Annotated in this window: 13 protein-coding genes; 4 read left to right on the top strand and 9 right to left on the bottom strand. The window is 58.2% G+C overall.

Going from position 1 to position 25,588, the window contains the following annotated elements; genetic code table 11:
- Positions 1-86 precede the first annotated feature (86 nt).
- The 4 genes from M9920_01075 to M9920_01060 form a co-directional block, all read right to left on the bottom strand.
- Positions 87-2,123 (bottom strand): hypothetical protein, encoded by a 2,037-nt coding sequence (locus M9920_01075; protein MCO5050883.1) that lies wholly within the window; start codon positions 2,121-2,123, stop codon positions 87-89.
- Between the two features lie 166 nt (positions 2,124-2,289).
- The gene (locus M9920_01070) at positions 2,290-2,940 is read right to left on the bottom strand and encodes a hypothetical protein (GenBank protein MCO5050882.1); all 651 of its coding nucleotides are present in this window, start codon (positions 2,938-2,940) and stop codon (positions 2,290-2,292) included.
- A gap of 21 nt (positions 2,941-2,961) precedes the next feature.
- Positions 2,962-5,349, bottom strand: coding sequence for a choice-of-anchor L domain-containing protein (locus M9920_01065; protein ID MCO5050881.1), 2,388 nt, complete (start codon positions 5,347-5,349; stop codon positions 2,962-2,964).
- Positions 5,350-5,823: 474 nt separating this feature from the next.
- Positions 5,824-8,190 carry an immunoglobulin domain-containing protein gene (locus M9920_01060; GenBank protein MCO5050880.1) on the bottom strand — a complete coding sequence of 789 codons (2,367 nt, stop codon included), beginning with the start codon at positions 8,188-8,190 and terminating at the stop codon, positions 5,824-5,826.
- Positions 8,191-8,482: 292 nt separating this feature from the next.
- Between M9920_01060 and M9920_01055 the strand changes: the two genes are divergently transcribed.
- The gene (locus tag M9920_01055; protein ID MCO5050879.1) at positions 8,483-9,262 is read left to right on the top strand and encodes an esterase; all 780 of its coding nucleotides are present in this window, start codon (positions 8,483-8,485) and stop codon (positions 9,260-9,262) included.
- Here the strand turns inward: M9920_01055 and M9920_01050 are convergent.
- Both M9920_01050 and M9920_01045 read right to left on the bottom strand, forming a co-directional pair.
- Positions 9,249-9,467: a hypothetical protein gene (locus M9920_01050; GenBank protein ID MCO5050878.1), complete on the bottom strand. Its 219-nt coding sequence runs from the start codon at positions 9,465-9,467 to the stop codon at positions 9,249-9,251. The two genes, M9920_01055 and M9920_01050, sit on opposite strands and share 14 nt — an antisense overlap.
- Before the next feature lie 12 nt (positions 9,468-9,479).
- Positions 9,480-13,421 carry a right-handed parallel beta-helix repeat-containing protein gene (locus M9920_01045; protein ID MCO5050877.1) on the bottom strand — a complete coding sequence of 1,314 codons (3,942 nt, stop codon included), beginning with the start codon at positions 13,419-13,421 and terminating at the stop codon, positions 9,480-9,482.
- A 392-nt stretch (positions 13,422-13,813) separates the two neighbouring features.
- Here M9920_01045 and M9920_01040 point away from each other — a divergent pair, with 392 nt between their 5' ends.
- Complete coding sequence (locus M9920_01040; GenBank protein MCO5050876.1) at positions 13,814-16,930, top strand: non-lysosomal glucosylceramidase; 3,117 nt, start codon at positions 13,814-13,816, stop codon at positions 16,928-16,930.
- Between the two features lie 83 nt (positions 16,931-17,013).
- On the opposite strand, the gene M9920_01035 is transcribed toward M9920_01040, so the two are convergent.
- The 3 genes from M9920_01035 to M9920_01025 form a co-directional block, all read right to left on the bottom strand.
- A complete protein-coding gene (locus tag M9920_01035) occupies positions 17,014-18,420 on the bottom strand; it encodes a Gfo/Idh/MocA family oxidoreductase (GenBank protein ID MCO5050875.1) in 1,407 nt (468 codons plus the stop codon).
- 121 nt (positions 18,421-18,541) lie between these two features.
- Positions 18,542-19,894 carry a Gfo/Idh/MocA family oxidoreductase gene (locus tag M9920_01030; GenBank protein MCO5050874.1) on the bottom strand — a complete coding sequence of 451 codons (1,353 nt, stop codon included), beginning with the start codon at positions 19,892-19,894 and terminating at the stop codon, positions 18,542-18,544.
- Positions 19,895-21,037: 1,143 nt separating this feature from the next.
- The gene (locus tag M9920_01025) at positions 21,038-22,897 is read right to left on the bottom strand and encodes a metallophosphoesterase (GenBank protein ID MCO5050873.1); all 1,860 of its coding nucleotides are present in this window, start codon (positions 22,895-22,897) and stop codon (positions 21,038-21,040) included.
- Positions 22,898-23,265: 368 nt separating this feature from the next.
- On the opposite strand from M9920_01025, the gene M9920_01020 reads away from it, so the two are divergent.
- Entirely contained in the window at positions 23,266-23,793 is a 528-nt protein-coding gene (locus M9920_01020; protein MCO5050872.1) for a hypothetical protein, read from the top strand.
- A 1,451-nt stretch (positions 23,794-25,244) separates the two neighbouring features.
- Positions 25,245-25,469, top strand: a complete 225-nt coding sequence (locus M9920_01015) for a DUF5652 family protein (GenBank protein ID MCO5050871.1) — start codon at positions 25,245-25,247, stop codon at positions 25,467-25,469.
- Positions 25,470-25,588 lie beyond the last annotated feature (119 nt).

Below are 25,588 nucleotides of genomic sequence, written 5' to 3'. Positions count from 1 at the left end.
TCGCACCCGCTTCCCCAGCCCGTTTTCCAAGGAGCGGACGATACCCGATCACCCCGCCGGATGCAAGCAGATGCCACCACCCAAAATCAGTCCGCTTTGATCTTCCAGAGGTAGCGGTAATTAAACCGCCGGTTTGGCGCGCTGTCGCCATCGGTGCAAAGCGAAATGGGATCCCGCAACTCGACCGGATTGTCGCTCCAATGAAAATCAAACGTGAACGCGTTCGCCTCCAACCCGAGCAACTTCCGCGGCACGGCCAGCTCCAAGGCGTTGCCCGCGTAGCGCAGTTCCAGTTGGGCCACCGTTTCCCATTCACCGCCGGCGGCATCCGCAACGAAGCGCTTGAGCGTGGTGGTGCGCGCGTCAATCACCGTCTGGTTGATCAAGTAATCGTAACCATGCCAGCCCGTATCCGGATTTTGATCGGCATCAATCAGCAGCAACATCCAGTTGCGGCCGGTGTGCGGCGTGAGCGCGTCCTTGGTTTCCGCCAGGAAGAAAACCGACTTGTGATCCACCGCCACCTTGCCGGTCACGAAGTCGTTGCGACCGGAGTTGTTGGTGTAGTGCAAGCCGCCGTAACCAGGGTAATCCCGATGCGCCGTATCGCCCACCGTATCACGGTATTCCACCGAAACACGCGCCCAATCGGCGAAGCGGCCATCCACCTTGATCGGCGTGTATCCGCGCAATTCCGGGATCGGGCGCACTCCCTTGTAACGGCGGATATTTTGCGCCATCTGCAAATAATAATTATCCGTGTAACCGCCCTTCATCGGCTGGATGGTGCGATTGAATTCGCTGTTGTATTGGTCCACGAAGAAATAGGTGCTGTCACGCCGCAGGAACGGCGTCGTATCCCGACCGCCGGTGGGCGGGTATTTGCCGGCCGTCCACTCGTTCCAATCGTTGAGATAAAGAAATTGCGGTTGCGCCTGGAGCGCCTCATCCCAGCGCTGCTGGAAATAAATGCCGTAACCCTCGGGCTGTTTGACGGTGCGTTGCCGCCACGGCACGAAGGTCGGCTCGGGCAAATCAAACTCATTCAGCGCCGGCTCGCCCTTGTCGCGCGTCCAGCTTTTCCCGATCAAACTTGAAGGATGCTGCGCCGGAGTGACGGCAGCCTCTTCGCGTTGCCCATTGTGCAACGAAAGCAAAGCTTCCGGCTTCAACGTGGCCACGCGTTTATCGCCCAGATCGAGACCGAAGCTCCAATGATCCTCCGTGCCCACAAACCGTTTTCCGGCCCACTCATAATAGCCCCACCACATTGAGCGCAACGTGAAGCAGCTTTTCACTTCCTTGGTGTAGTCCGAATAAAATTCCTCCGTGTAATCCGGATCGCCGTGGTGCGGATGGCTGACGTTCGTCTTGGCGTCGGGATCATAATGCGGATTGGGATTCTTCGGCCCCTGACCATTGGCATCCACGCTCGGGTTGTCATTGTAAAGCAACAGCGGTTTGCCATCCCAGTGGAACCAGAGATCCGCGTAACGACCGGTTTTGTAAATGCGATCGTACAATTCCTGCACCACCGTGATCACCGGTCCATTGAAAGCCCAGAAACAGAATTGCGGCACGCGGTTGCCCTCCGCCTTCATCCGTTGCATCACCGCAAAAACCACCGCCCACTCATCCCAGTAACGCACCGCGTTGGTCACATCCATGATCAACACGTCCACCCCCGCATCCGCCAGCATGGACATGTCGCGCCGGATCACAAACTCGTCCTTGCTGAGGAAATAACCCAATTCCGGTTCGCCCCAATGATACATGTGTTCGGTCCACAAGGGGTGCTTCGCATCCAGTCGCGCCTGCGGATCCGTCGCCAGAATCCGCGTCACATCGCCACCGTAACCGGTGCGATCCGACCGATGATTGGAATCGCTGTGCCAGGTGACATAGAAAATCCCCACCACCCGACGTTGATCCCGTTTCACCGACCCCACTTCCGACGAGGTGGGCAGTTGTCGCCCCAAAGCGTCGCGCCCCACCCAGGTATCGGGAAACAGATCGCGATAGTAAGACGGCTCCTCGGCGCGGACCATTCCGGCGCACGCCAGCCAGCCCAATAACAGCCCCACCATTCGCAACCCGTTTTTCCTACTTGGATGGTTTTTCATTGAATTAAAAGTCATTGGTTTGATTTCCGGACCCGCGCTTATTTGTTCAGGAGGCTAATGCGAAGCTCCAGGAGAAACAAGCCATACCACCCGGCTGGTCGGAACGCATGGAGAATGTGGCGGGCACTCCAGACTGGCTAACCGTGAGTGAAGTGCGACCGATGCGTTACAAAACCGACTCAGTCCGCCGCCCTTGCGCCGCCAGCCAGAGCGCGCCGCCGCACAAAACCAACGCCAACGACGAAGGTTCGGGGACTACTGTCGCGCTCACGGCAAACTTCAAATTTCCGGCATGCGCGGTTCTGTCCCACTCAATTCCATCGAGAGAAGTCTGATACGCGGCCCCCTGCCGCCAATTATCAATTCCTATCGTGTCATTTCCTGTAGCAGCGTGTTCCCATTGAAAAGCTCCCACTGAAAGCGGAGTAGCTGCCGTGACTACAAACCAATATACGGTTGATGGTGACAGCATGAAGCCTTCTGTACCATAGGCGAAAACTCCATTCGACAAAGGGTCCAGACCGGTAAGATCAGCCATGCTCTCCCCCCGTTGAAAGTCCCAAAGCATAACCCTGAGACCAGTGGGATTACCGGATGGCGCATCCATGGCAAGTTGGATCGAATCGAGCACATAGCCGCTTGGCGCGGTACCGGTGCGAAACCATGTCGCCAACCTCGCGTCAGCTCCAACGGACAAACTACCCGTTGTCTGGCGGTCGAGATTTGAAATGTATATCGTGCCTTGGGCCTGTGTTTTTATTCCAACCAAGGAAAGTCCCGTCACGAACAAGACACCTATTGCAAATGCTTTTTTCATTCAGATCTCCTTTCGTTGTAATTACTCGCACAGTGGCCGTCGCGCTTTGATAAAAATCGCAGAATCGTACCCATCATCATCCTCGTCAGCGATCACGATTTTAATATGTACGGGCACGCCGATTTGTACAGTTTTTGTCGCCGTGAGCATAGGGTGAAGCGCCGATGAAGTGAACCCATCGTATTGCAAATCGAAAACCTCATTTGGCGTTGGTTGGTTTTCCTGAAAATAGTCACTGTTACGCGTGGCATTCACAGTAAAAACACTAACCGGAACATCATTTGACACACCGGGAACCCAGGCTGTGTTCTGTCCATCCACAAAGATCGCAATGGCGTCATTCTTTAAGTCTGAAAGCCACTCTGGGTACTCCTCTGAGGCGAATACATATTCAAACTCCAACAAGCTTGTCGAGGGAGTAAGGTCGAATTCCAAAACAGCGGCATCTTCGGTTTCCATCAGTTCGGGAAAAGTCTCGGACTCAAGCATGCTTAATAAGTCATCGAGATCATCGTCGCCGGGCAAGCTGTGAAGAGTATGCTTATTACCACCGAAATCATCATTCGGTCCCGCTGCATTGTGAATGTTTCCAGACGAAAGGATTATTCCTGCGTCGAAAGGTAATCCTGTGGAACCAGCATTCCCGAAAATTCCTCTCGCAACTATGGCGCCAGTGAATGTGGCATTCGCAACTGTGTCTCCTGGTTTACTCAACCATTCGGCCAGTTGCTGGGCCGACGGCGTGTCATCCGTCCAGAACTCCCCTTCGGGGTCGGGACAGCAGGTGCTGGCGGTCTTTTCGTTGGAGAACGGCGAGGGGTAACTGATGAACTGCCCCGGATTCCGGCAATCCGGCTCATTATGCAGGAACTTCACCACATAGTAATACGTCGTGCTCGGGGCCGCCGTGGCATCCACGTAGGTCGTTTCCGTGCCGGGCAACGGCGCGGGCGTCAACAACGTGTAAGGCCCGCCAGATTGGGTGGCGCGATACACTTCAAACCCGTCCACCGTCAACCCATACGTGGCCGGAATCGCGCTGGCATCCCACGTCAGGATGATGGTGGCGGGCCGACACTCAGCCATGAGCGTTTCCAATCCGGGGACAATGACCACATTCACCGTTCCGGGGGACGACTCGAACCCGCAATTGCTGACGGTAAAAGTGAAACTATCCGGGCCTGTGTACGGGGGCGTCGTCTGGTCCGGAGTGTAAATGTAATGGCCCGGAGCGGTGCCTTCCTCCAATTCGCCCTGTTCCGGCTCGGTGGCAATGGCAAAGGTGAGCGCGGCGTTGCCACTGCAATCTGAAGCGCACAAGTGGATGTCCAGCGGGGTGTCCGCCGCCGCCATCACCGTTTGATAAGGGGCGTAAATGAAATCACCGCCCACGGCAACGGTCACCGTCGCCGGCGCGGAATCCCGCACGCCGTCATTGACCTTGAAGCTGAACTCGTCGGGACCGCAGAATGGCGTGTTGGGGGTGTAAGTCACCGAGGCGCTGGAATCATCAATGCTCGTAATCGCGCTCAAGGAACCATAACTCGGTCCGTTCACGATGCTGAACGTCAGACTGTCGTTGCAGCCATCCTGTCCCTGGAGCGTGATTTGAATGGGAACTCCGCGGCAGGTTTGCACATGCTGTTCATAGGCCGTCGGTTGATACCCCACTTGAATTGTCACCGTAACCGGCGCGGAATCGAAGATCCCGTCATTGACTTTGAAGGTGAAGCTGTCCGGGCCTTCGTAATTGTGGTCAGGCGTGTAGGTGCGGTATTGGCTGGAGCCACCGGACGGACTCAATGTGCCGTGGTTGGGGCCATATCCAGTCCCTGTCAGCACAATATATTTTAGCAAGTCGTTGTCAGGGTCGTAGCCGGACAACGTGATGTTTACAGGGTCATTCCGACAGGGATATGCGTTATTGGCAAAAGCCGTCGGGGCGCTCCCAATATAATAATGAAACCCGATGTCCACCGTTCCGCTGTCAGGGGTCTGATCGGCTTGGGTGGTATAGGCGTCCAGTTCGGCAGCAATGGCACTGCGGCTGCCCTGATCCAGAAGGTCGGTGGAGCCGTGATAAAAGTCTCCCAGCGGACCGTGGACATAGGTGAAGCTGTTCACGATGACGTCATTGTTCACGGTTATTGGTTTCAGCCGGTTTTCTCCTTGGATATGCCCGTTGTGATCATGCGCGAAGTCTTTGGTCTTCAGCCCCCGTGTAATGGTCGTTCGATCAAAAAAATTATCATAGGCGGACAGGCTGGGATCATCCTCAATGGCGCGGTAGTTCAAATCCCCGCCGTAGAACAAATTATTATACAACCGCCACGTTGGGTCGCCTTCCAAGTCTTGCAGACGGACCTGCGCTCGTTGCCACAAGCAGTTATTTTTCCTGATAAATCGCATGGCCTGGTAAATGATGCGGCCATCCTATCCCGACGTTCATGGGCGGCATCTCTTTTTTTTGCTTTTTATAGCTCATAAATTGCGCAGGCTGCTCGGAACGCATGGAAAATGTGGCGACCGCTCCAAACTGGCGGATCGTGAGTGAAGTGCGACCGATGCCTTACAAAACCGACTCAGTCCTCCCAACTCCGACTCGTAAGTTAAATCAACCGTGAACGGTGCGGAAATCAAAGAGCAGCAGCGCTCTTCAACTGAAAGCGCTTTGCTCTTTGGATAAGGTCGCGTGCATTCGGAGTGATCCTGGACTTCGCGCGAACGTCCCTTTCGCGCGACGGCGCATCGCGCCTGGCGATGTTTGCGCCTGCCACCCCGCATCTCGTCGGTGTGGCAGGCGCGATAATTGTAGCTTGTATTGGTGCGCCAGCCAATTCGCAGCCCTTGACTGCGGGGCGACGACCGAAGTTACCGCGACCTTTATCGTTTCAGACGGAAGTATTGTTGGGTGCCGCTCGGGGTCACTTCCACGCGATAACGTCCGTTGGAAACCGTGCCGGTGCCAACATTATTCCAAGTGCCGGATTCCGAACTGTTTCGGGTTTGGAGCGTGTAACCCGCATGTGCCGCAGCCCAAGAGACCTCCAGTTTGTCACCATCAGGCTGAATCTGCAGAAACGGCAGTGCCAACGCGATAATGCCGTTGTTGGTGTCCAGCGCGAACAAGGTGTCGTCGCCGAAAGCCAGCGCGCCACGGAACAGCGTGTTGGCGTTGTCGGTGGGCGTAACCACTGAGTGCAACAACACCGGCGGCGTGAACTCATCAATCTGACTGATGTCGTACAAATTTACGGTGTCGGGAGTGGCAATGGCCACACCTGCCAGGAGGTTGTGTTCAACATCCACCGCAATCGGTTTCACATTGGCGTCGAAGATATTCCAATCATAGGCTTCCAAGACGACGGCTTCACCAGTCTCAAAATCCAACTTATAGTGCGCCAGCGTGCCCCCGGCATGAGACTGTCCCCAAATCGTGTTGCCGGCACCGAAGGCCACCCCTTCCATGATGGCGTTGGGCGGCAGGTTGGAGAAAACGGTGGGAGTAAAGTCGGTGCCGTTCTCCGTGGTAAAGAGGGCCACAAACTCCTGATTGCCCGTTGGCAACAGAATTTGCGTGTTGGTGCCGGCACCGCGGACCGCAACCGCGTTGCCCCATTGTCGGTTCGCCGTTCCTTGCATGGGATCACCCTGATAGGCAATCGTCGGATCGGCTTCTTCATTCGCCCAGCGATAGATGGTTGGAGTGGTCCCGGCCACACTGCCAAAGTTGACGCCATAAGTCACCCCGTCATCCGCCACGTCGATCGTCGAAAGCGCGAAGGTGCCACCACTGACTCCTGCGGTACTCATCGTGCCGCGATCCGCGCCCGTCGCGCCATCAATCAAATTCACACTCAAACTACCGGCTCGATTCACGAGGACCACGTGTTTGGTCACCGGATTGTAAGTCATGCCACGCTGGTTATTGCCGGAAGCGGTCAAGTAAGGCCGGGAGCCTGGGGCCAAACTCCAGATGGGCGACAAAATTCCCGATGGCAGCACCGTCAGGTATGCGGCGAGACTGTAAGTGGTGCCGGCGGCATTGGACACCACCACGGTATAAGCCCCTTCATCTTCCTGCCGGGCGTTGGAAATCACCAATACCGGGCTGGTGGCGCCGGGAAGATCCATTCCGTACTGCTGCCATTGATAGGAGAGTGGCGCGGCGCCAGTGGCCGATGCCACCAAGACCGCTTTGCCGCCAGTATAGACCGTGGTGTCTTTCGGTTCGAGGATCATCGAGGGCGGCACCGGATCGCTGGAGGTCACCAAACTGTACGCCTGCACTCCGTTGTTACTGTCCAGGGTAAACACCAGGCTGCCGCCAAAATCCACGGCGCCCATGAACAGTGCGTTGTTGTAATCGGTGGGTAGCGCAATGCTGTTCAGCAACTCCGGCGCCGCGGCGAGATTGGAAATATCGTAGAGATTCGCGGTATCCGGAGTGGTGACGTTGATGCCCACGAGGCGATGGTTCGCCACATCCACGTTGAACGGTCCGACCGTCCCCGGGAAGTTGGTGATGTTGTAGGTTTGCAACGTCGTGGCGGTTCCGACATTGGCATCGAACTCCAAATGCAACAGCGGCCCGTCCACGGATTTCGCCCAGAAGGTGTTGTCCGCTCCAAAGGCGATCGCGATGCCCATCTGACCGGGCATGACATCTGTCGTCAAAATTTGTGAAGTGAAATTAATTCCGTCGGTCGTGGTGAGTAAGGCGGCAATCGTCCCGGCGCTGGAACTGACCAGAATCTGGGTGTCCGTCCCCGCGCCGCGGACGGTAAAGGTCGTGCCCCATTGCTGGATGTTGCCCTCGCCCGGATCCCCCGCGTAGGCAATGGAACTGCCGCTGTTCTCGTCCGCCCAGCGATAGATGGTGAACTGCGGGGTTGATGTTCCAATTGAGCCGAAGTTGGCCGCGTAAATGGCGCCGTCATCAGCTACGTCAATTTTACTCAAAATGAATGTCCCCGGATTCACCAGGCCGGAAGTATCCAGCGCACTCACGTCCTCCCCGGTCTGCGCGTTCAAAACGGCGACCACGACGGGGTTGGCACGATGCACAATCAACACGTGGTCGGTCACCGGATTATAGGCCAGCCCGCGTTCCGCCGTGCTGGTGCCCAGGTAGTCGCGCTCACCCGGTTGCAGACTCCAAACATTTTCCAATTTCAATCCCTGCGCGCCAGCGGTCGCCAGTGCGAGGACAGTGAATCCCAAAGCAGATAGTAGTGATGATTGTTTCATGGTTATTCTGGATGTCTTACGGCCTCCTGGTGAGTCCGTAATGGTGGGGAGTCTAAAGAATCATTCGCACGGCAACCAGTATAAAATTTTCGTTGCCGACAATTGGACGCAATTTGCGCCTGCAGCCATCGGCGGCGATCCAAGCGGTCCACGCCAGTCACGCACGCGATCTTGACTTTCGCGGTCGCCGAGTTTTGATTTTCCCGTTCGTGAAAATGAACGAGTGGATGGGATTGGTCGTGGTGGAATCCGCAACGCAACCGCAACCAGTCCCCGCTCGATTTCTAAAATTATGCCGATCAAAACTACGATCATCAGCACCCTCATTTTTCTGGGGTGTCAACTGGCCACCTGGGCGGATGAACCGGTGCAACTCAACCTCGAGGTGGATGGCATTTCGCGTCTGGCGTCGGTCTATGCGCCAGCCTCGGCCCACACGAATCCCGCACCCGTCGTGTTTGTGTTTCACGGTCATGGCGGCAACGCGCGTCAGGTGCAGCGTCAGTTTCATCTGGAACGGGAATGGCCGGAGGCAATCGTCGTTTATCCGCAAGGGCTGCCAACCCCAGGTCAATTGACGGATCCCGAAGGTCGGCGCAACGGCTGGCAGGCAACCGCCGATGCTTTCGAAGGTCGCGATTTGAAGTTCTTCGACGCCCTGCTGGCGCGGTTGCGCAAGGACTATCGCGTGGCGGATCAGCGCATTTACGCCACCGGACATTCCAACGGTGGCGGGTTTACCTACCTGCTTTGGCTGGAACGAGGCGCCACTTTGCGCGCGGTCGCGCCTTGCGCAGCGGTCGCCAAGTACGCACCCCGTTTATCGCCCAAGCCCATGCTGATGGTCGCTGGCCAAAAAGATCCACTCGTGAAGTTCTCCTGGCAGGAAAGGATGCTGAAAGAAGTGCAGCGCGTTAATGGCTGCTCAACCAACGGCGAAACGTGGGGGCAGGACGGGGTGATTTATCCATCCACCCTCGGCACACCGGTCATCGCTTTCATTCATCCGGGAGGCCACGTTTTTCCCCAGGCCGCGCCCGGATTGATCGCGAAGTTCTTCAAGGAACATTGACCGCCACTGGCGAACGCGCGCCTTGCGAACCGCCGCCTTGGTTGGTGGTGGCGATTTTGGGCGCGGTTTTCGGAGCGCGGATCAACGTGAGGCCAACCACGGTAACGACGAGCGCCCCCGCGGTCAGCGGCCAGGGCAAAGCCTGCGTCTCAGCGAGGGAAACATCGCCCAGTGAAGCGTTGAAATGCAGAGGCGTAACAATCAAATCCGTCCGCGCTTACTGTCGGCGGAGGCGGTAGAACCGCATGGCGTTGGTAGCGCCCGGGTCAGTCAGTTCGATCAAACCGTCCGTACCCGGAAGCGTCTTCCAAATCTGCCAGGTGACCGGCGGAGTGAGATTGGTGGTTTGTTCCACAGTATAGGTGAAACCCAGTTGTCCGGTGAACGAGAGACTGAAGTTCGTGCCGCTCCAAGCCGACGCGGCCAGCATCTGCACTGGCAGTGCCGGTACCACGGTCACCGTGGTTTGTCCGGTAACTCCTTCCGGATGGTCCAGGTTGTACGCCGTCAATGTGACCAGGTAATCGCCCGGTTCAGTCCAACTGTGATAGACCAAGGAACTGGCGTTTGTGGCGCCCGTGCCGTCCCCAAACATCCAGTCCACACGTGAGGGCAGTCCGGTGATCTCGCCAATGAGCGGCATTTTACCGGTGGCCGCCACTTCCGGGTAGCCGGAATGTACGGCGACCGTGAGCGGCCCCACAAACGCCGCGGCCACGACTTCATCGCAACCGATGGAAGGCGGGTTGGCCCACGGATCACCGTCCAGGTCGGTGTCCGTGACATAAAGCGGATTGCCCGCGCCGCGACACGGCGAGTTCAGCGCCAGATGCCGGCCGTCAATCAACTGTGGATCAGCGGTGATGTTATTGCTCCAAAAAAAGAACGGTGCGGAAGAGCAGGAGTTAATACCCGTTGTAAAAACGTGTTCTGGAGAACTGGGAGCGGAATTGAAGTACACGATGGAGTTTACCAACTCACAGGAATATACGCCGCCACCGCCGGTCGCTGCGGTGTTGGCCGTGACGGTGCAGTTTTGTAGAAACGAATATGCCGCGCCGCCCCCCAGTTTTCCCTGATTGCGCTGCATCAAACTGTTGAATACCTGGCAACTGCTCACGCCACTGCCGATGTTATCCACCAGGATGCAGTTGCGTAGGGTCCCGCCGTAAGCACCACCAGCCCAGCTTTGGTCATTGCAATTTGTGATGGCGCAATTCGCCAGTTCCGCCTGTTGCGAATCGCACCAAACTCCGCCGGCGCCTCCCGTCAAAGTAAACCCGCTCAAGCCGGAGTCCCTCGCCATCCAGACGCAACGCACGCCCGGGGAATCCTCCGGCGTTACTGGCGGCCACTGGCCGGTAATGGTTGTCACTTGCGGACCGTTCACGCTCGTCACCAACACCGCTTTATCCAACACGACACGATTCAAGCCGCTGAAAATTGATGGGTAGCTTTGCGTAGTGGCGCGGCTGCCGGTGGCATATACTCCGTTGGTCACCAAAATCACGGCCCCGGGAGCGGCGACATCAATGGCTGCTTGGATGTCGGGTGCCGCGGTATTCCAAGTGGCAAAAGGCGGCTGGGGCGCATTGCCGGCGGCGTCCACGCAGTGAACCGTGACGTGCAGCACCTGGCTGGTGGAGACGCCGAACGCGTTGCTGGCCACCAGTTGGTAGTAACCAGCATCCGCAGAATTGAATTCGTTGATCCTCAACTCCGAGGTGTGGGCGGTCGCGTATTTGCTGTTGTTCTCCAGTACGGCTCCGTCCTTGAGCCAGGTGCAGTCCGCGCTGGCCGTGCCCGCAATCACTGCGCGCAGTTTGACCTGCCCAACCTGCGGACTGGGGCGCGGTTGGACGGCGACCGCCAGCGGAGCGGGATGCGGCTCATCGCAACCGATGGAAGGCGGGTTCAGCCAGGGTTGTCCGTCCCAGTCCGTGCCGACAACCGAATTGAACCCGGCCCCGCGGCACGGGGAGGTCGCTGCCAGATGAATTCCATCGGCCAATAATTGTGGGTCCACACTAATGTTGCCGGGGCCGACGCCGGTACCGAAGGGCAGGGTAGAAACGCAGCAATAACTCAGTTTTGCATTAGACGGAGAGTAATCCGGGGACAAGCCCGAGCCGCGGTTGTTCCAAATGATGCAATTAACCACTGAAGGTCCATAGGGAGAAAGTAAATACAAGCCACCTCCTCCGGTAATGCTGACATTTTCAGTAATCGTGCAGTTCTGGAGCTGCGTGAAGGCGGGCAACATCGTCATTCCCGACAAGCTAACGCCGCCACCGCCGGCGACGGCAAAATTTCTAGTTATGGCGCAATTGGTTGCATTCACGTTGGCCAATCCGCCGCCGTTAACCACCGCTCGATTGTCAGTCACCAGACAATTCAAGGCCAAAGCCCCTGCGGCTCCGCCACCCCAAGCGGCGTTATTCATTGTGAAAGTGCAGTGGCTTAGAAAGCCGGAATACGCCCCGCCGCCGTACTGGTTCGCCGAGTTGCCGGTGATGATGCAATTGGTCACCAAAGCTGTTTCCGAAGCCGCCCACACTCCACCGCCGGAGCGTAGGGTTTCGACATCACCCAGTGCGCGAGTGGCACCACCGCGCAGGGTGAACCCATTTAGCATGGCGCCATTGGTCAACCACGCGCACCGCACGGCGAGCGGACCATTCGTCGTCGTCGGATCCCATTGGCCCTGAATCACCGTGACCTCCGGCCCGTTCACACTTTGCAGCAACAGCGGTTTGTTCACCGCCACGCGGTTCGTCAGATCGCCGGCCATCACCTTGCCGCCGGTGTTGTAGATGCCGTTGGTTACCAGGACCAGTGATCCGGGGGCGGCGGCATTGATTGCATCTTGAATATTCGTGGCGGCGGTTTGCCAGGTGTTGTACGGCGGGAACGACGCACTTGAGGTCGCATTGGCGTAATGCACGGCCAACTGAACCGCGGCGCTGGTGACCACTCCAAACGCATTGCTGGCCACCATTTGAAATGACGCGTCCACCATCAATGTCACATTGCGGACCAGAAGATTGGTGGTCTGTGTGGCGTCAAAATCCACGCCATCCTCCAAGCGTTGGCCGTTCCGCAGCCACCAACACGCCATCGGCTGCTGGCCATCCACCACGCTGGAGATGGTGGCGGCGGTCGAATGGGTCACCCACTCAATCCGGGGTTGCTGAATGAAAATAGGGGTTGGTTGCCACTGCAAACATCCCATCGAAGGCGGGTTGGCCCAAGGGCGTCCCTCCAAATCAGTACCGCCACCCAAAAAGACACCGGCATCGCGGCACGGCGAGGTGCTGGATAGGTCGAAGGTGCCCGGCAGGAATTGTGGATCGGCACTGATATTGCCCACACCCCAACTCGGCGAGGTGGTGCAGGAGTACGCGATGGTGGCGTTACCCGGTAGCGGGTCTGGCCTGCTATTGTAATAAACGATGCAATTGGTGATTTGGGACGGACCGAAGACACTTTGCGCCCAGTTACTCACCACTGTGCAATTATTCAGGGTGACTTCCTGTAAGACATACCCGCCGACCGGCGGGCTTTTGCTATTCTGCGTGATTAGGGAGTTTCTGATTTGCCCGCGATATACGGCATGTCCAACAGCGGCGATATTCGACCGCATGACGCAATGATCTATCACGCCATTGGGCCAGCTCCAAACCGCACCGCCGCTTTGTAAAGCGGTGTAGTCACCAGTGGATCGTGTTGCCCCGCGCTGTAACGTAAAGCCTTGCAGCACGGCACCATTGGTCAACCAAGCGCACCGCACCGCCATCGGTCCGGCACCTTGCCAAGAAGGATCCCACGCGCCTTCAATAAACGTCTCGAAGGGGCCGTTCACGCTTCTGACCGTCAGGGCCTTGTCCAGCGCCACGCGGTTCGTCAGATCGCCGGCCATCACCTTGCCGCCGGTGTTGTAGATACCGTTGGTCACCCAAACCACATCGCCCGCGTCGGCGACGTCAATCGCCGCCTGGATGTTGGTGGCGGCACTGGCCCAATCGGTGAACGGCGCCACATGGCCGCCGGTCAGCGAGACAAAACGGTCCGCCCCGGAAATCGGGCTAGCGCCAAGGGCGAACAGCACAAGACAAATGGCGCCACGATTGGTGAGAGAATGAAGGACGGTTGCTTTCATAGTTTAAATGCGGAATGAATCTTCGTCTGATTATGGTTCGGAGCGGACCTGTCCCACTCTCTGAAAATTGTTTTGACTGAGATTAACTTTTACGTCGGTTTCATTAAAAAACAAGGAGAAACCGGACTTGGAGCGTTATTGATGCGAACTCAACCGTCGAAGCAGTCCAAGCTATCGTCGTATCGCCGGGATTCGGCGGCTTTCGAGGCGGGGTTTCATTTCCTTCAATTCGCTGCTGACAGCGCGGGGCTGGTGGCTAATGCTGAGGCGTGCAAACGAAAACACGTCTTGACGCCGCGAATCCCGCCACAGAATCGTCGCCCGCTATGCTCGATGATCCCTGCCAGACTTCTGCCTGTGGATGTCGAACAGGTTGGGGACGTCGGGAGTTCTTGAAGCTCTCCAGTCTGGCAGCGGCTGGTCTGGCGCTGACGGGTTTGCCGACGGTGGCCGGTCCGTTCAGCCGCACGGACTTTGAGCGGTTGGTCCCGGCAGACAAAAAACTCCAGTCGGATTGGGTGGCGGCACTGTTCGCCCGTGGCACACCGACGGTTTATCGCTGGCCCGAATCACGGCTCATCGGCATGCCGGTCGGCGGGATTTGCGCCGGGCAGATTTATCTCGGTGGCGACGGCCGGCTTTGGCATTGGGACATTTTCAATCAACCCCTCCATTCGGGCACCGGCGGACCGCATTACGCCAAACCGATGGAGCCGGCTTCTCCGTTCGCACAAGGTTTCGCGCTGCACATTCGCCAGGGCGATCGCGAGCAAACACGCGCGCTGGATCACACCGGCTGGAGCGACGTGACTTTCAACGGAACGTACCCCATCGGGTCCGTTGACTATCACGACACCGCCGCACCGGTTGCAGTTTCGCTCGAAGCCTTTTCACCGTTCATTCCGCTGGCGGTGGACGACTCCTCGCTGCCGGTCACGGTGATGCGTTTCAGACTCACGAACACCAGCAAGCAAAAGCTCGAAGTCGAGTTGGCTGGATGGCTGGAGAACCATGTGGCGGCACAGAGCGGCAAAGCGCAGGATGTCCTGCGTCGCAATCGGTTGGTTCATCGCCGTGGATTGATGTTCCTCGAATGTAGCGCCACGCCCGCACCCGCCCGGAAAGCCGAAACCGCGCGCCCCGATATTTTGTTCGACGATTTTGAGCGTGATGAGTACGCGCCGTGGACGGCGGCTGGCACCGCGTTTGGTCGCGGCCCCATTGCCGCCAGCCAGGTCATCAATTATCAAGGCGACCTCGGCATGCACGGTCAACACGCGGTGAACACTCATTCCTCGGCTCCGGCTAATGACGTGGTCGCCCGCGACGCGCACACGGGCACGCTTACCAGTCCGCCGTTCACGATTGAGCGGGATTACCTCCGCTTCCTCCTCGGTGGTGGCGGGCACGAAGGCCAAACCTGCGTGAATCTGTTGGTGGATGATCAAATCGTCCTTTCGGTTACGGGCGCCAACGACAACAAAATGAAGCCGCACACTTGGAACGTGCGCCCTTGGGCGGGCAAAACCGCCCGCTTGCAAGCGGTGGATCAGGCGACTGGCGGCTGGGGCAACATTGGTTTGGATTACATCGTCTTCAGTGATCAACCGGAGGCGCCGCCCGGCCCGCTGGCGGAGCAACCGGACTTCGGCACCATGGGATTGGCGCTGCTCGGCGAGCCGGGCCAGCAGCAGACTGGTCAAGCGGCCTGCTCCTTCACGCCGCCCCTCACTGCCGCCTTCTTCGCTCCCGCTCGCAACGAGTCAAATCTCGCAACGAAATCTTTCGGCGAATCTTTGATCGGCTCGCTGAAACGCCAACTGTCGCTCAAGCCTGGGCAGGCTGGCGAAATCACCTTCCTGCTCACCTGGCATTTCCCTCATCTCAAGCTGCCCAAGCTGCCGCCGGGCCGGCATTACGCGACCCGGTTCGCTTCCGCGCTCGCCGTGGCGGAGCACGTCGCGAATAATTTCGAGCGCCTCACGACCCAGACGCGGCTATGGCGCGATACCTGGTACGATTCCACGCTGCCGTACTGGTTTTTGGATCGCACCTTCGCCAACACCTCGATTCTCGCTTCGTCCACCTGTCACCGGCTCGCCGATGGCCGCTTCTGGGGTTGGGAAGGCGTCGGTTGTTGCGAAGGCACCTGCGGCCACGTCTGGCAATACGCCCACACGGTCGCGCGGCTCTTTCCGCAACTGGAGCGCGATACGCGTGAGCGGGTGGACTTCGGGCTGGCCCAACAAGCGGACGGCGCGATTCACTTTCGCGGCGAGCACAATGATTTTCCGGCGATTGACGCCCAGGCCGGCACGATCTTGCGCGCACTGCGCGAGCACCAAATGACCACAGATGCCACCTGGCTCAAGCGCAACTGGCCCGGCATCCGCAAAGCGCTCGATTGGCTCATCGCCAAGGATGCCAACGGCGACGGCCTCATCGAAAGCAACCAACACAACACGCTCGATACGGATTGGTTCGGACCGGTGGCCTGGCTCAGTGGTTTGTATCTCGCCGCATTGCGGGCGGGTGAAACCATGGCGGACCTCGTCGGCGACGTGGCGTTCGCCCAAACCTGTCGCGACATTTTTGAGCGTGGCCAACCCAACCTGGTGCGGCAGCTTTTCGAGGGCGAGTATTTCATCAACCAACCTGATCCGAAACACCTCGACGCCATCAACTCCGGCACCGGTTGTGAGATTGACCAGGTGCTCGGTCAGAGCTGGGCCTGGCAGGTGGGGTTGGGTCGCGTGTTGCCGGCGACCGAAACCCTTGCCGCGCTGCGCTCCCTCTGGCGCTACAACTTCACGCCGGATGTTGGCCCGTATCGCGCCGCCTACCCGCCGGGTCGCTGGTATGCGATGGCGGGCGAAGGCGGCCTGTTGATGTGTACGTTCCCGCGCCGGGATTGGGATTACGCGCAGGCCAAGGGGCGAGGCCCCGACTGGGCCGCAGGTTATTTCAACGAGTGCATGAACGGTTTTGAATATCAGGTCGCCGGCCACATGCTGTGGGAAGGACTCACGCTGGAAGGCCTCGCCATCACGCGGATGCTGCACGATCGCTACCACGCGACCCGACGCAATCCGTGGAACGAAATCGAATGTGGTGATCACTACGCGCGCAGCATGGCCAGCTACGGCGTCTATCTTGCCGCGTGCGGTTTCGAGTATGATGGACCGGCGGGACGACTCGGTTTTGCGCCGCGCATATCGCCGGAGGATTTCAAATGCGCCTTCACGACGGCTGCGGGTTGGGGAAGTTTTACGCAACAGTTTGCAGGCCACACGGCGAAGGCCGGGATTCACTGGCATTGGGGTACGCTCACGGTGCGCCGCCTCGAACTCACCCTGACGGCGGCGAATCGCCCGACCAAGGTGAAAGTTCGGCTGGGACGGAGAACCGTCCGCACGCAACTTACCTTCGACGGTCCCCGGGCGCGGCTTGAATTCAACCGACCGGTCGAGTTGCGCGCTGGCCAAAAACTGGAGCTTACCTGGAGTTGAAGGCCGCCATTACCAGTTGATTTGAATGATTCAGCGTTTCCCTAAACGAGAAAAGTCGGGATCACTGCAATTGGCGCCATGCCTCACAGCGTCCAGCCTGCGCGGTATTTGCGCCGCACGTAAGCATCCGCTTCCGCGTCGTTGGTGACTTTCAAATTCGGCCCGTCCCACAGCAGGCGCAGATCCGGATAACGCACCGCCAGATTGCCGAGCAACACCATCTCGGACAGCGGCCCGGAATAATCGAAGTTTGCGCCGGCGGGCGGACCGCCTTTGCAGGCGCGCACCCAATCCAGTTCGTGACCATCCTGCCCGCCGGGGATGCGCTCCAGCGTGGGCGGTGGGGGTTGAAATTCCTTCATGCGTTGCGCCGGTAACAAACGCGGCTCCTTGCCGTAACAACCGCACATCAATTTGCCCCGGTCGCCAATGAACAACACGCCGCCATCCGCGTCTCCCATCCGTTGCCCATCCGCCAGTTCCTCCGGCCGCGGCGGCATCAACCCACCGTCCCACCACGTCAAGAGCAACGGCGGCAGATCGTCGCGGGCCGGAAATTGGTAACGCACAATGGTGGAGCGGGGATAGTTTTCGTTCTTCGGTTCGGTGCGTTGCCAGAATCCTTCCCAATAGGTGGAGATGTTGCCCTCGACGCTGGTCGGCTGCCCCAGCTTCATCGCCCAAAACACCGGGTCCATGATGTGGCAACCCAGATCGCCCAGTGAGCCGGTGCCAAAGTCCCACCACGCCCGCCATTTGCTTGGCGCGTAATCGGGATGATAAGGCCGCATCGGCGCCGGTCCGATCCACAAATCCCAATCCAGCGTGTCGGGGACGGGCGGCGTTTCCCGGGGGCGTTCCACTTCGATGCTTTGCGGCCAGACGGGGCGGTTGGTCCAGGCGTGAACCTCCCGGACGCTGCCGATGGCGCCGCTCCAAATCCATTCGCAGATTTGGCGGGTGCCGTCGTTGGAATGTCCTTGGTTTCCCATTTGCGTGGCCACCCGATAGCGGCGCGCCGCTTCAGTGAGCGCCCGCACTTCATTGAGTGAATGGGCGAGCGGTTTTTGAATATAAACGTGTTTGCCCGCGCGCATCGCCGCCATCCCGATGGGGGCGTGCGTGTGGTCCGGCGTGGCGATGATGATCGCGTCAATATCGTGTTGCCGCTCAAGCATTACGCGGAAGTCGCGGTAGCGTTTCGCTTTCGGATACAAACTGAATATTTTTTCCGCGCGCGGCCCGGAATCCACGTCGCACAACGCCACGATATTTTCTCCGGCCAGCCGCGCGAGATTATTGCGGCCCATGCCGCCAATGCCCACCCCGGCCAGATTCAGCCGTCCGCTCGGCGGCGTTTGGCCGCGCAAACCCAACACGTAACCGGGCACAATGGCGAAGACGGCGGTGGCGGCAGCGGAAGATTTCAGGAAGCCGCGCCGGTTGGTGGCGCGGGCGGATTCAGCACGAGGCGAAGATTTCTGTTTCATGGTCAATGTGATTTGGTGGGTTCGAAAAGCGTCGCGGAGAATAAACCCGGCCTGCCGCCGGAAGACAACGCAAATCGCTGCCGGATTTTATTTTCCCGGCAATGCTCCCGTCCGGCGGCGGTCAGGTGGGAAACTGGTATGGCGCGCGGTAGGGGTAACGCAACCGGCGGTTGGCGGCGGGATGATTGGTGATCCGCTCCGCCACCGCGTCCCATTGCAGCAGCGACTGGGTTTTCAACGCGAGGTTGGCGAGCAACGTGGTCGTGGTGCTGCGATGACCAGTCTCCGCGTCGGCATTACACCGCGCGCGGCTCTTGACGCAATCGAGAAAATTGCGCGCGTGTTCGTGGGTCGTGTCGCCGCCGCCCTTGCCTTGTTGCGGTTCAATGACGAGTTTCTCGCCCGTGCGCCAGCCGCGTTCCACCGAACGATCCACCGGGGTGCGCAAGGGAAAGTCATTTGGCGTCAGCGCATCCGGCACCACTTCCCAACTGCGATTGAACTGGTAGAGCGTGCCTTTCGTGCCGCGATATTCGATCTCACAATTTTTAATGGAGGCCGGAGCGGCGGTGGCGTTCCATTGCGAAAAGGTGACCAACGTGCCGCCGGGATATTGCCAGGTCACTTCGAGCGTGTCCGGAATTTCGCGATTGTCCTTGATCCCGGCGATGCGTCCGCCCAGCGCGGCGACGGCCAGGGGTGCGTTGTGCCCCAAGGCCCACTGAATGCAATCGAGATAATGCACGCCCATGTTGGCGACCTGGCCGCCCGAATAGTCGTGAAACCAGCGGAAGCGATACAGGCCGCGATTCCGGTTGTATTTCACTTTCGGCGCAGGACCGAGCCAGGCCTCCCAATCGAAACCGACGGGCGGTTCGCTGTCGGCGGGATTGCCAATGCCCACCGGCCATTCGTTTTGAATGTGAAAGCAACGCACCACGGTCACTTTGCCAATGCCACCGCCGCGAATGAAGTTGGCCACCTCGCCGTAGAGCGCGGAGGAGCGCCGTTGCGTGCCCACCTGACAAACGCGTTGGTGACGGTGGACGGCCGCAACCATCGCGCGCCCTTCCGCGATGCAAAGCGAGAACGGTTTTTCCACATAAACGTCCTTACCCGCTTCGCAGGCGTGAATGGTCTGGAGCGCGTGCCAATGATCCGGTGTGGCGATCACCACGGCGTCCAAATCTTTTAACTCCAGCAAGCGCCGGTAATCCGTGAACCGCTTGGGATTCGTGCCGATCTTCTTGGCCGCGAAATCAAGGTACGGTTGGTTAATGTCGGCGATGGCGACGATCTCGGCGTCCGGCTGTTTTAGAAAGCTGGTCAAGACTTGATCGCCTCGATTGCCGAGGCCGATGCAGCCGAGACGGATGCGTTCGTTGGCCCCCAGCACGCGGAATGAGGATAGCGCCGCGGTGGTGGTGGCCACCGCCATGGTTTTGGTGAACTCGCGACGAGTAAAAGATTTCATGCTCAAATGACTCCGGTCGTTTTTATTTGTCCGGTAGTGGTTAAGTCAAATCCGGCGGGATGTCGAACTTAACCACAAAACTTTTTTCCAACGCCATCTTTGCATAGGATTCAGTCGTGCTTGTGCGGGCGGCTTTCTGAGCTTGGGCTTGTCTGATCACGCTGTTCTTGGCAGGAGCAGTTGGCGGGACACCAACCGCCGCACCCGAGACGGGCGCGCTCCCCCAAACCCACGCTCACATCGTCACGACCTTCATAAATCGTAAATCGTGAATCGTCTTCCTATATTCTGTCGCGCTTTATCTTCGATCTACCATCCTTCATCTTCCATCGTCGTTTTGTAATGTTGCCCTTGGCGGGGCTTGGCTGTTTAGATTGCCGGCGCGGTCGGGCGCGTCCGAGCCATTTCCTGAGTCGGAACGATGCAGTGGATTCGGGGAGCGCATCCGCCTCGGATGCAGTTCGACGCGCCTCGCGGCGAACACGGATTTCAGTCAGTGGACGAATCGTGGGATACGTATGAGCTGTTATCCTTTCTGTCGGACGCGGCGTCCGCCAGCACACGCGAGGCGCGTGTGCTCCCCAGCTGCGATTTCGGGATTGTGACTTGTGCCCGACGGGTTACACGCTGAATTGCAGTTTAGTCTGGTTTGATGCTGTAACAATTTTGGGGAGCGCATCCGCCCCGGATGCAGTTCGACGCGCCTCGCGGCGAACGCGAATGATTCGGATTAGGCTAAGCCGGTGTGATTCGATTGGGGTTTGGGTGGAACGGGCCACTGGCCCGTTCGGTCGGGCTACCAGCCCGGCAGTCGAACGCCAAGAGTGCGAAACCGCTGGGGTGCGATCTCCGTGTACTCGACTGGGCGGCAGGTTGCCACCCAGAACGGCCAAGTTGGCCGTTCCACCTGAGCCAACTGCATCGTTCCGGTTAAGCTAGTGCGGTTTCTGTCGGACGCGGCATCCGCCAGCACACGCGAGACGCGTGTGCTCCCCAAACCCACGCGCACATCCTCACGACCTGCGCAATTCGTAAATCGTCATGCGTATAGTTTACGGCATGACTTGAGTGGCAGCCGGATTGGTCGCCTCACGCAAGCCCGAGGAGGTGAAGCGTGCTGGGGAAAATTGCAGGGTTGCGCTTTTACGGTGTGTCCACCAGCACCACGCGGATGCCGCCGGCGCCCACTCCGCCCGGAGTCAACGACAGTTCGTGCTTGCGCGATTCCGCGTTAAAATCGCGATCCGCCACTTCCACTCGGAATCGGAAATTTGCGCCGGTCTCGAGTATGAGCGGACGATTCAATCGCGCGGGTATCGCCAGTTCATAAACGGTGCGGCCGCTATCGCGATGCACTGCCAATTGCACGTCAGTGTTCACGGTTTCGGCCGAAAGTCCTTCACCAATGTACGAAAACACCTCCGGCCCGTGCCGGGTGAGCGACACGCCCCACGCCCAACGATCCACCCCGAATTCGATGGCGTCCGCCAGCCACACGATGTCGCCACCGTACGGTTGGAAGTGGTCGTTGTCAGTAATATCGAAAGCCAGATAAAGATTCTGCTCGTCCCACAGGGCGCGACATTCGCCGCTGAGATCCGCCGGGTCGTGTTGACCCGGATCAAACCCCGAAAGGTACGTCAACGGAATCGCGGGCGCGGCGGCCCATTCGTCGAGCCGACCGTCCAGTTGAACCGGCTGGCGCGCGCGGACGGCTTTGGCGACCGGCACAAAGGGCAGGGGAATGTTCGCATCAATGGCCGGACCGAAACGGGTGTTCGCATAATGCGTCGTGAAGGTCGGCAACGGAAAACGCGCGTCATTCGCGGTCGGAGCGCGGACGTGAAATTTGAGTTCAGTCGTGCCGTGGGCGGCAACGGAATAATCCTTGGCGGTGGGACTGATTTGCCAGCCGCCGGGCGCGTTCCACGTCACCGCGGAACTGAACGCATTGGGGAATGGATTTTTGACGCGCACGGTAACGTCGCGATCCACGGCTTGCCCCAACGGCACGGCGACCTCATCACACGTCACCAAACGATGCCGGATTTCGTAAAGTTCCGTGGCGCGATCGTTCGTGAACACGTCGGCGGGCAGCACACTGCCGGGGCGGATCACCGCCCAACTCACATTATCGCCGCGCACGCGCACCCAGAGGTAATGGTTGAACAAACCTTCCGCCACGCCGCTGTCGCCGAAGCGCGCGCCCCCCGCGCAGATGACGTAATGCACGCCGTCGCGCACGCCGAAATCCCGATAGCCATGCTCGTGACCCGCGAACACCACGCGCACCGGATGCCCGCGAAATAAATCCGCCATGCGCTTCCAGCGGCCCGCCATCGCCGCGTCCGTTTGGCCCGGTTCTTCGTATGAGGTGAAGTACGGCTGGTGCATGAAGAGGAGAATGTTGGTGGCCGTACTGGTTTCAATCTCCTGTTTGAGCCAGGCGAATTGCTTTTCGGAAATGTGATCCAGCGCGTCCACTTCCTCGCTGTCCACCACGAGGAAGCGCGTGTTGCCGTAGGTGAACCCGTAATAAGTTGGCCCCATGCGTTGCTCCCACAAGATCTCGGACTGCCGGTCGTTGATATCGTGATTGCCGGGCGCGGAGAAATACGGCACGCGACATTCGGCCACCGTCTTTTCAAACAAATCCCACTGCGGCGGGATGTTCTCCGCCGAACCGCCGATCACCAGGTCGCCCACCTCAATCGCAAACGCAGGTTGAAGCGTGTTCCACTCCTGAATCATCTGCTTGAACAGGTCGGTCTGATACACCAGTTGGCGGTTGGAATGGGTATCGCCGGTGACGACGAAATCAAACGCGTCGGGCGCCGCCGGTGGCGACTTTTCCAATTGCGCCAGTGAACGGACGAGGATGGGGTCAGCAGCGGCTGACGCCAGGAATCCCAGGCCGAGGAAGACGGCGCCCGCCAGTTTGACGATGGAGCTGGTGCCGGGAGATCGCGTTGGGCGGAAGGAGTTCGTCGTCGCGGCAATCATGGATTTTGCGGATTGAACGGGTTTGATCATCGCGCTCAAGCTCTACTGGGAAACGCCGCCGTTGACGAGTGTAAAAATAAGCGCCCTTCGTTGGCGACTTCTGGCTGATTCCGCGCGTCCATTGGGCGCGGTAACGCGGACCACCGCCTCTCTGCGTGCGGCATCACGGCAATGCCTGCCGCACATCTTGGACACTGCGGAATGAGGTTGCATCGTTTATTGTTTTGAGATGGAATGGCCAACAGTCACTCACGCATGAAGCGATTGAACCAATACAATCAACGCACGCCGCCGAGCTACCTTGAGGTCTCCGGGGCGGGGCCGTGCAATAACCTGATCAATTTCTGCCGAGTTGCCCAGTGATCATCATGAACACGGTTAACCGCTCAATACGAGGATTTGCACTGATGGCTCTACTCTTTATGACATCGTGCAACACGCGACAAGGCGTTTGTCTGCTGGATGGCGAACCGAATGGATCGTGGACGCATGAGGGAATTAGAAGGCAAGAGGCGATTGCAAAGGAAATCATTTCTATTCAGCATGCCTTTGGGGATGCCGTGCTTCATTTGGACAATACCAATGCTACCAACTTTGTGGCCAAAGTGGGAGTTTTGGCAGACCGCCTCGAGAAAATATCGGAAGAGTTGGACAGCTTGGGTTCATTTCCAGCCAGGTTGCGCGAAGCCACACTTAAAAAGTTGGATGATGACGAGAAAGCCTTTTCTCAGCATGAAAAAAGCACAGTGAGGAACGATTCACTGCAATCCGAAGTTGCTAAAATCACAGTTCCTGCTGCGGACAGGTATTTTTTAGTCAGCGGTTCTGTAATGATGAAAGCTGGATTATTGATTGAAGCTAGCCGCTTCCTTCAAATTCCACAAAGGCATGAATAGTCACAAGCGGACGAGGTTGTGGGTTTGGCGTGCTGGAGCTGTCGTTTTCGTGGCTTGCCGCATCGTCTTGGATGCTGCATTTGCGTTGTGGAGCACACATGACGGAATTCATCAGCGTGCGTAAAACGGGGCACAACAAACAATGATCATCACCGTGAAATACGCCAACCACGCGAAAACTGGGACGAGAGCAGCGGCTTTCCCGGTTGCCATTTCCTTTCGCGTATTTCGGGTGGTTCGCGGTTCATCCGTTAGTTGGCATGGCTACAACGGCGGGAATGGCAACTGGAGCACGCACAACTTCCACGTTTTGGGTAACTGGACGTGGGGTTGGGATACTGATTCCGGTTGGAAATGAGTATTTGGTATCCAATCGCTATCATGGCGGCAGTAATCAGCGTCTGGGGTGCTGCCGTGGTGCAGAGTGCCAGGTTGTATCGAGCCTTCTGTGCCAAACACCCACAAGAGGCTCAAAGGCTGATCCCATTTGCGTTCTCCAACTTTCGGCATCCCGAGAAGTTCCTCTTTTTCTTTCGGAGGACTTCTCTCCCCATCCTGAGGGCCGACCGAGAATTGTGGAATCTCAGACAACGATTGAAGGTGATGCTGTTCCTCTCCGTGATTGTTCCACTCATGGGTTTGGCGGTTCTCGCGTTTGCGGTGATCTCCTCCCAACATTGAATCAGCTATCCCGCACAAACGGTGAGAAGGAATCTCTCGTGAAGAGGGCAGTTCTTGGTTTTGACAACTCATATCGAACAAGCATGAGCCGTTGAACCGGTTTTGACTGAAATGTGGGCGGGCTGCCGCACCGCTCTGGTGCGCTGCATTTGTGTTATGAAGTACACTTGACGGGATTTGCAGGCAGACGCAAACGATTCGTACCTTCTGACCACAAGCTGAACTTTCGTTGTGACCAAATGCTACCGGTGGCTACGAACTTCAAGAAAACGAGGTCATGGGTTGGGGAGCGCACCCGTCTCGGGTGCAGGTTCGACGCGTCCCGCGTCGAACACCGGATGATTTGGATTAGATTAAGCTGGTGCGGTTCCTGTCGGGCGGGACGTCCGACAGCACACGCGAGAACGCGTATGCTCCCCAGACAGAATTGCATGGTCGTGATTGGAGTTCAGGTGGAACGGGCCACTGGCCCGTTCTGTCGGGCTACCAGCCCGGCAGTCGAACGCAAAAAGTACGAACTCGATGGCGTGCGATCTCCGTGTACTCGGCTGGGCGGCAGGTTGCCACCCAGAACAGCCAAGTTGGCCGTTCCACCAGGACCAACTGCATCGTTCCGGCTAAGTCGGTGCGATTTCTGTCGGGCGAGACGCTCGCCAGCACACGCGAGACGCGTATGCTCCCCAGTTGCCGTTGCACGATCACTACCGCGAAATACGCCACCCGTTTGGATTCATTCTTGACGCCGTTAACCGTTCGCTCACTCTGTCGCTATGATAACCGCTGACTCGCATCACCTGCCGCTCTGGCTCGCGCTGTTCCTCCCCGTCATCATCCTGCTCGCAATCTGGGAAGGCGTTTGGAAGTGCGTCGGCATGTGGAAAAGCGCGCGTCATCGCCAGTTGGCCTGGTTCATCTGCATTGCCGTCTTCAACACGGTCGGAATTCTGCCCATCATCTATCTGACCTGCTGCCAGCGCGATCGCAATCAACGGTAAGCCGAACCCGACGCTCGCGTTGCCTCACGACGGAATTGAAAACAACCCGGATGAAGCCAGCGGATTATGGTTGGCAAAACAAACATAAATTCGGTCCCCAGCAGAAGCCTTTACAGTCC

Source organism: Verrucomicrobiia bacterium, assembly GCA_023953615.1.
Lineage (GTDB): Bacteria > Verrucomicrobiota > Verrucomicrobiia > Limisphaerales > JADLHS01 > JADLHS01.
Note: the sequence above shows the minus strand (reverse complement) of the source record. Positions and strands in the feature narration are given on the sequence as shown.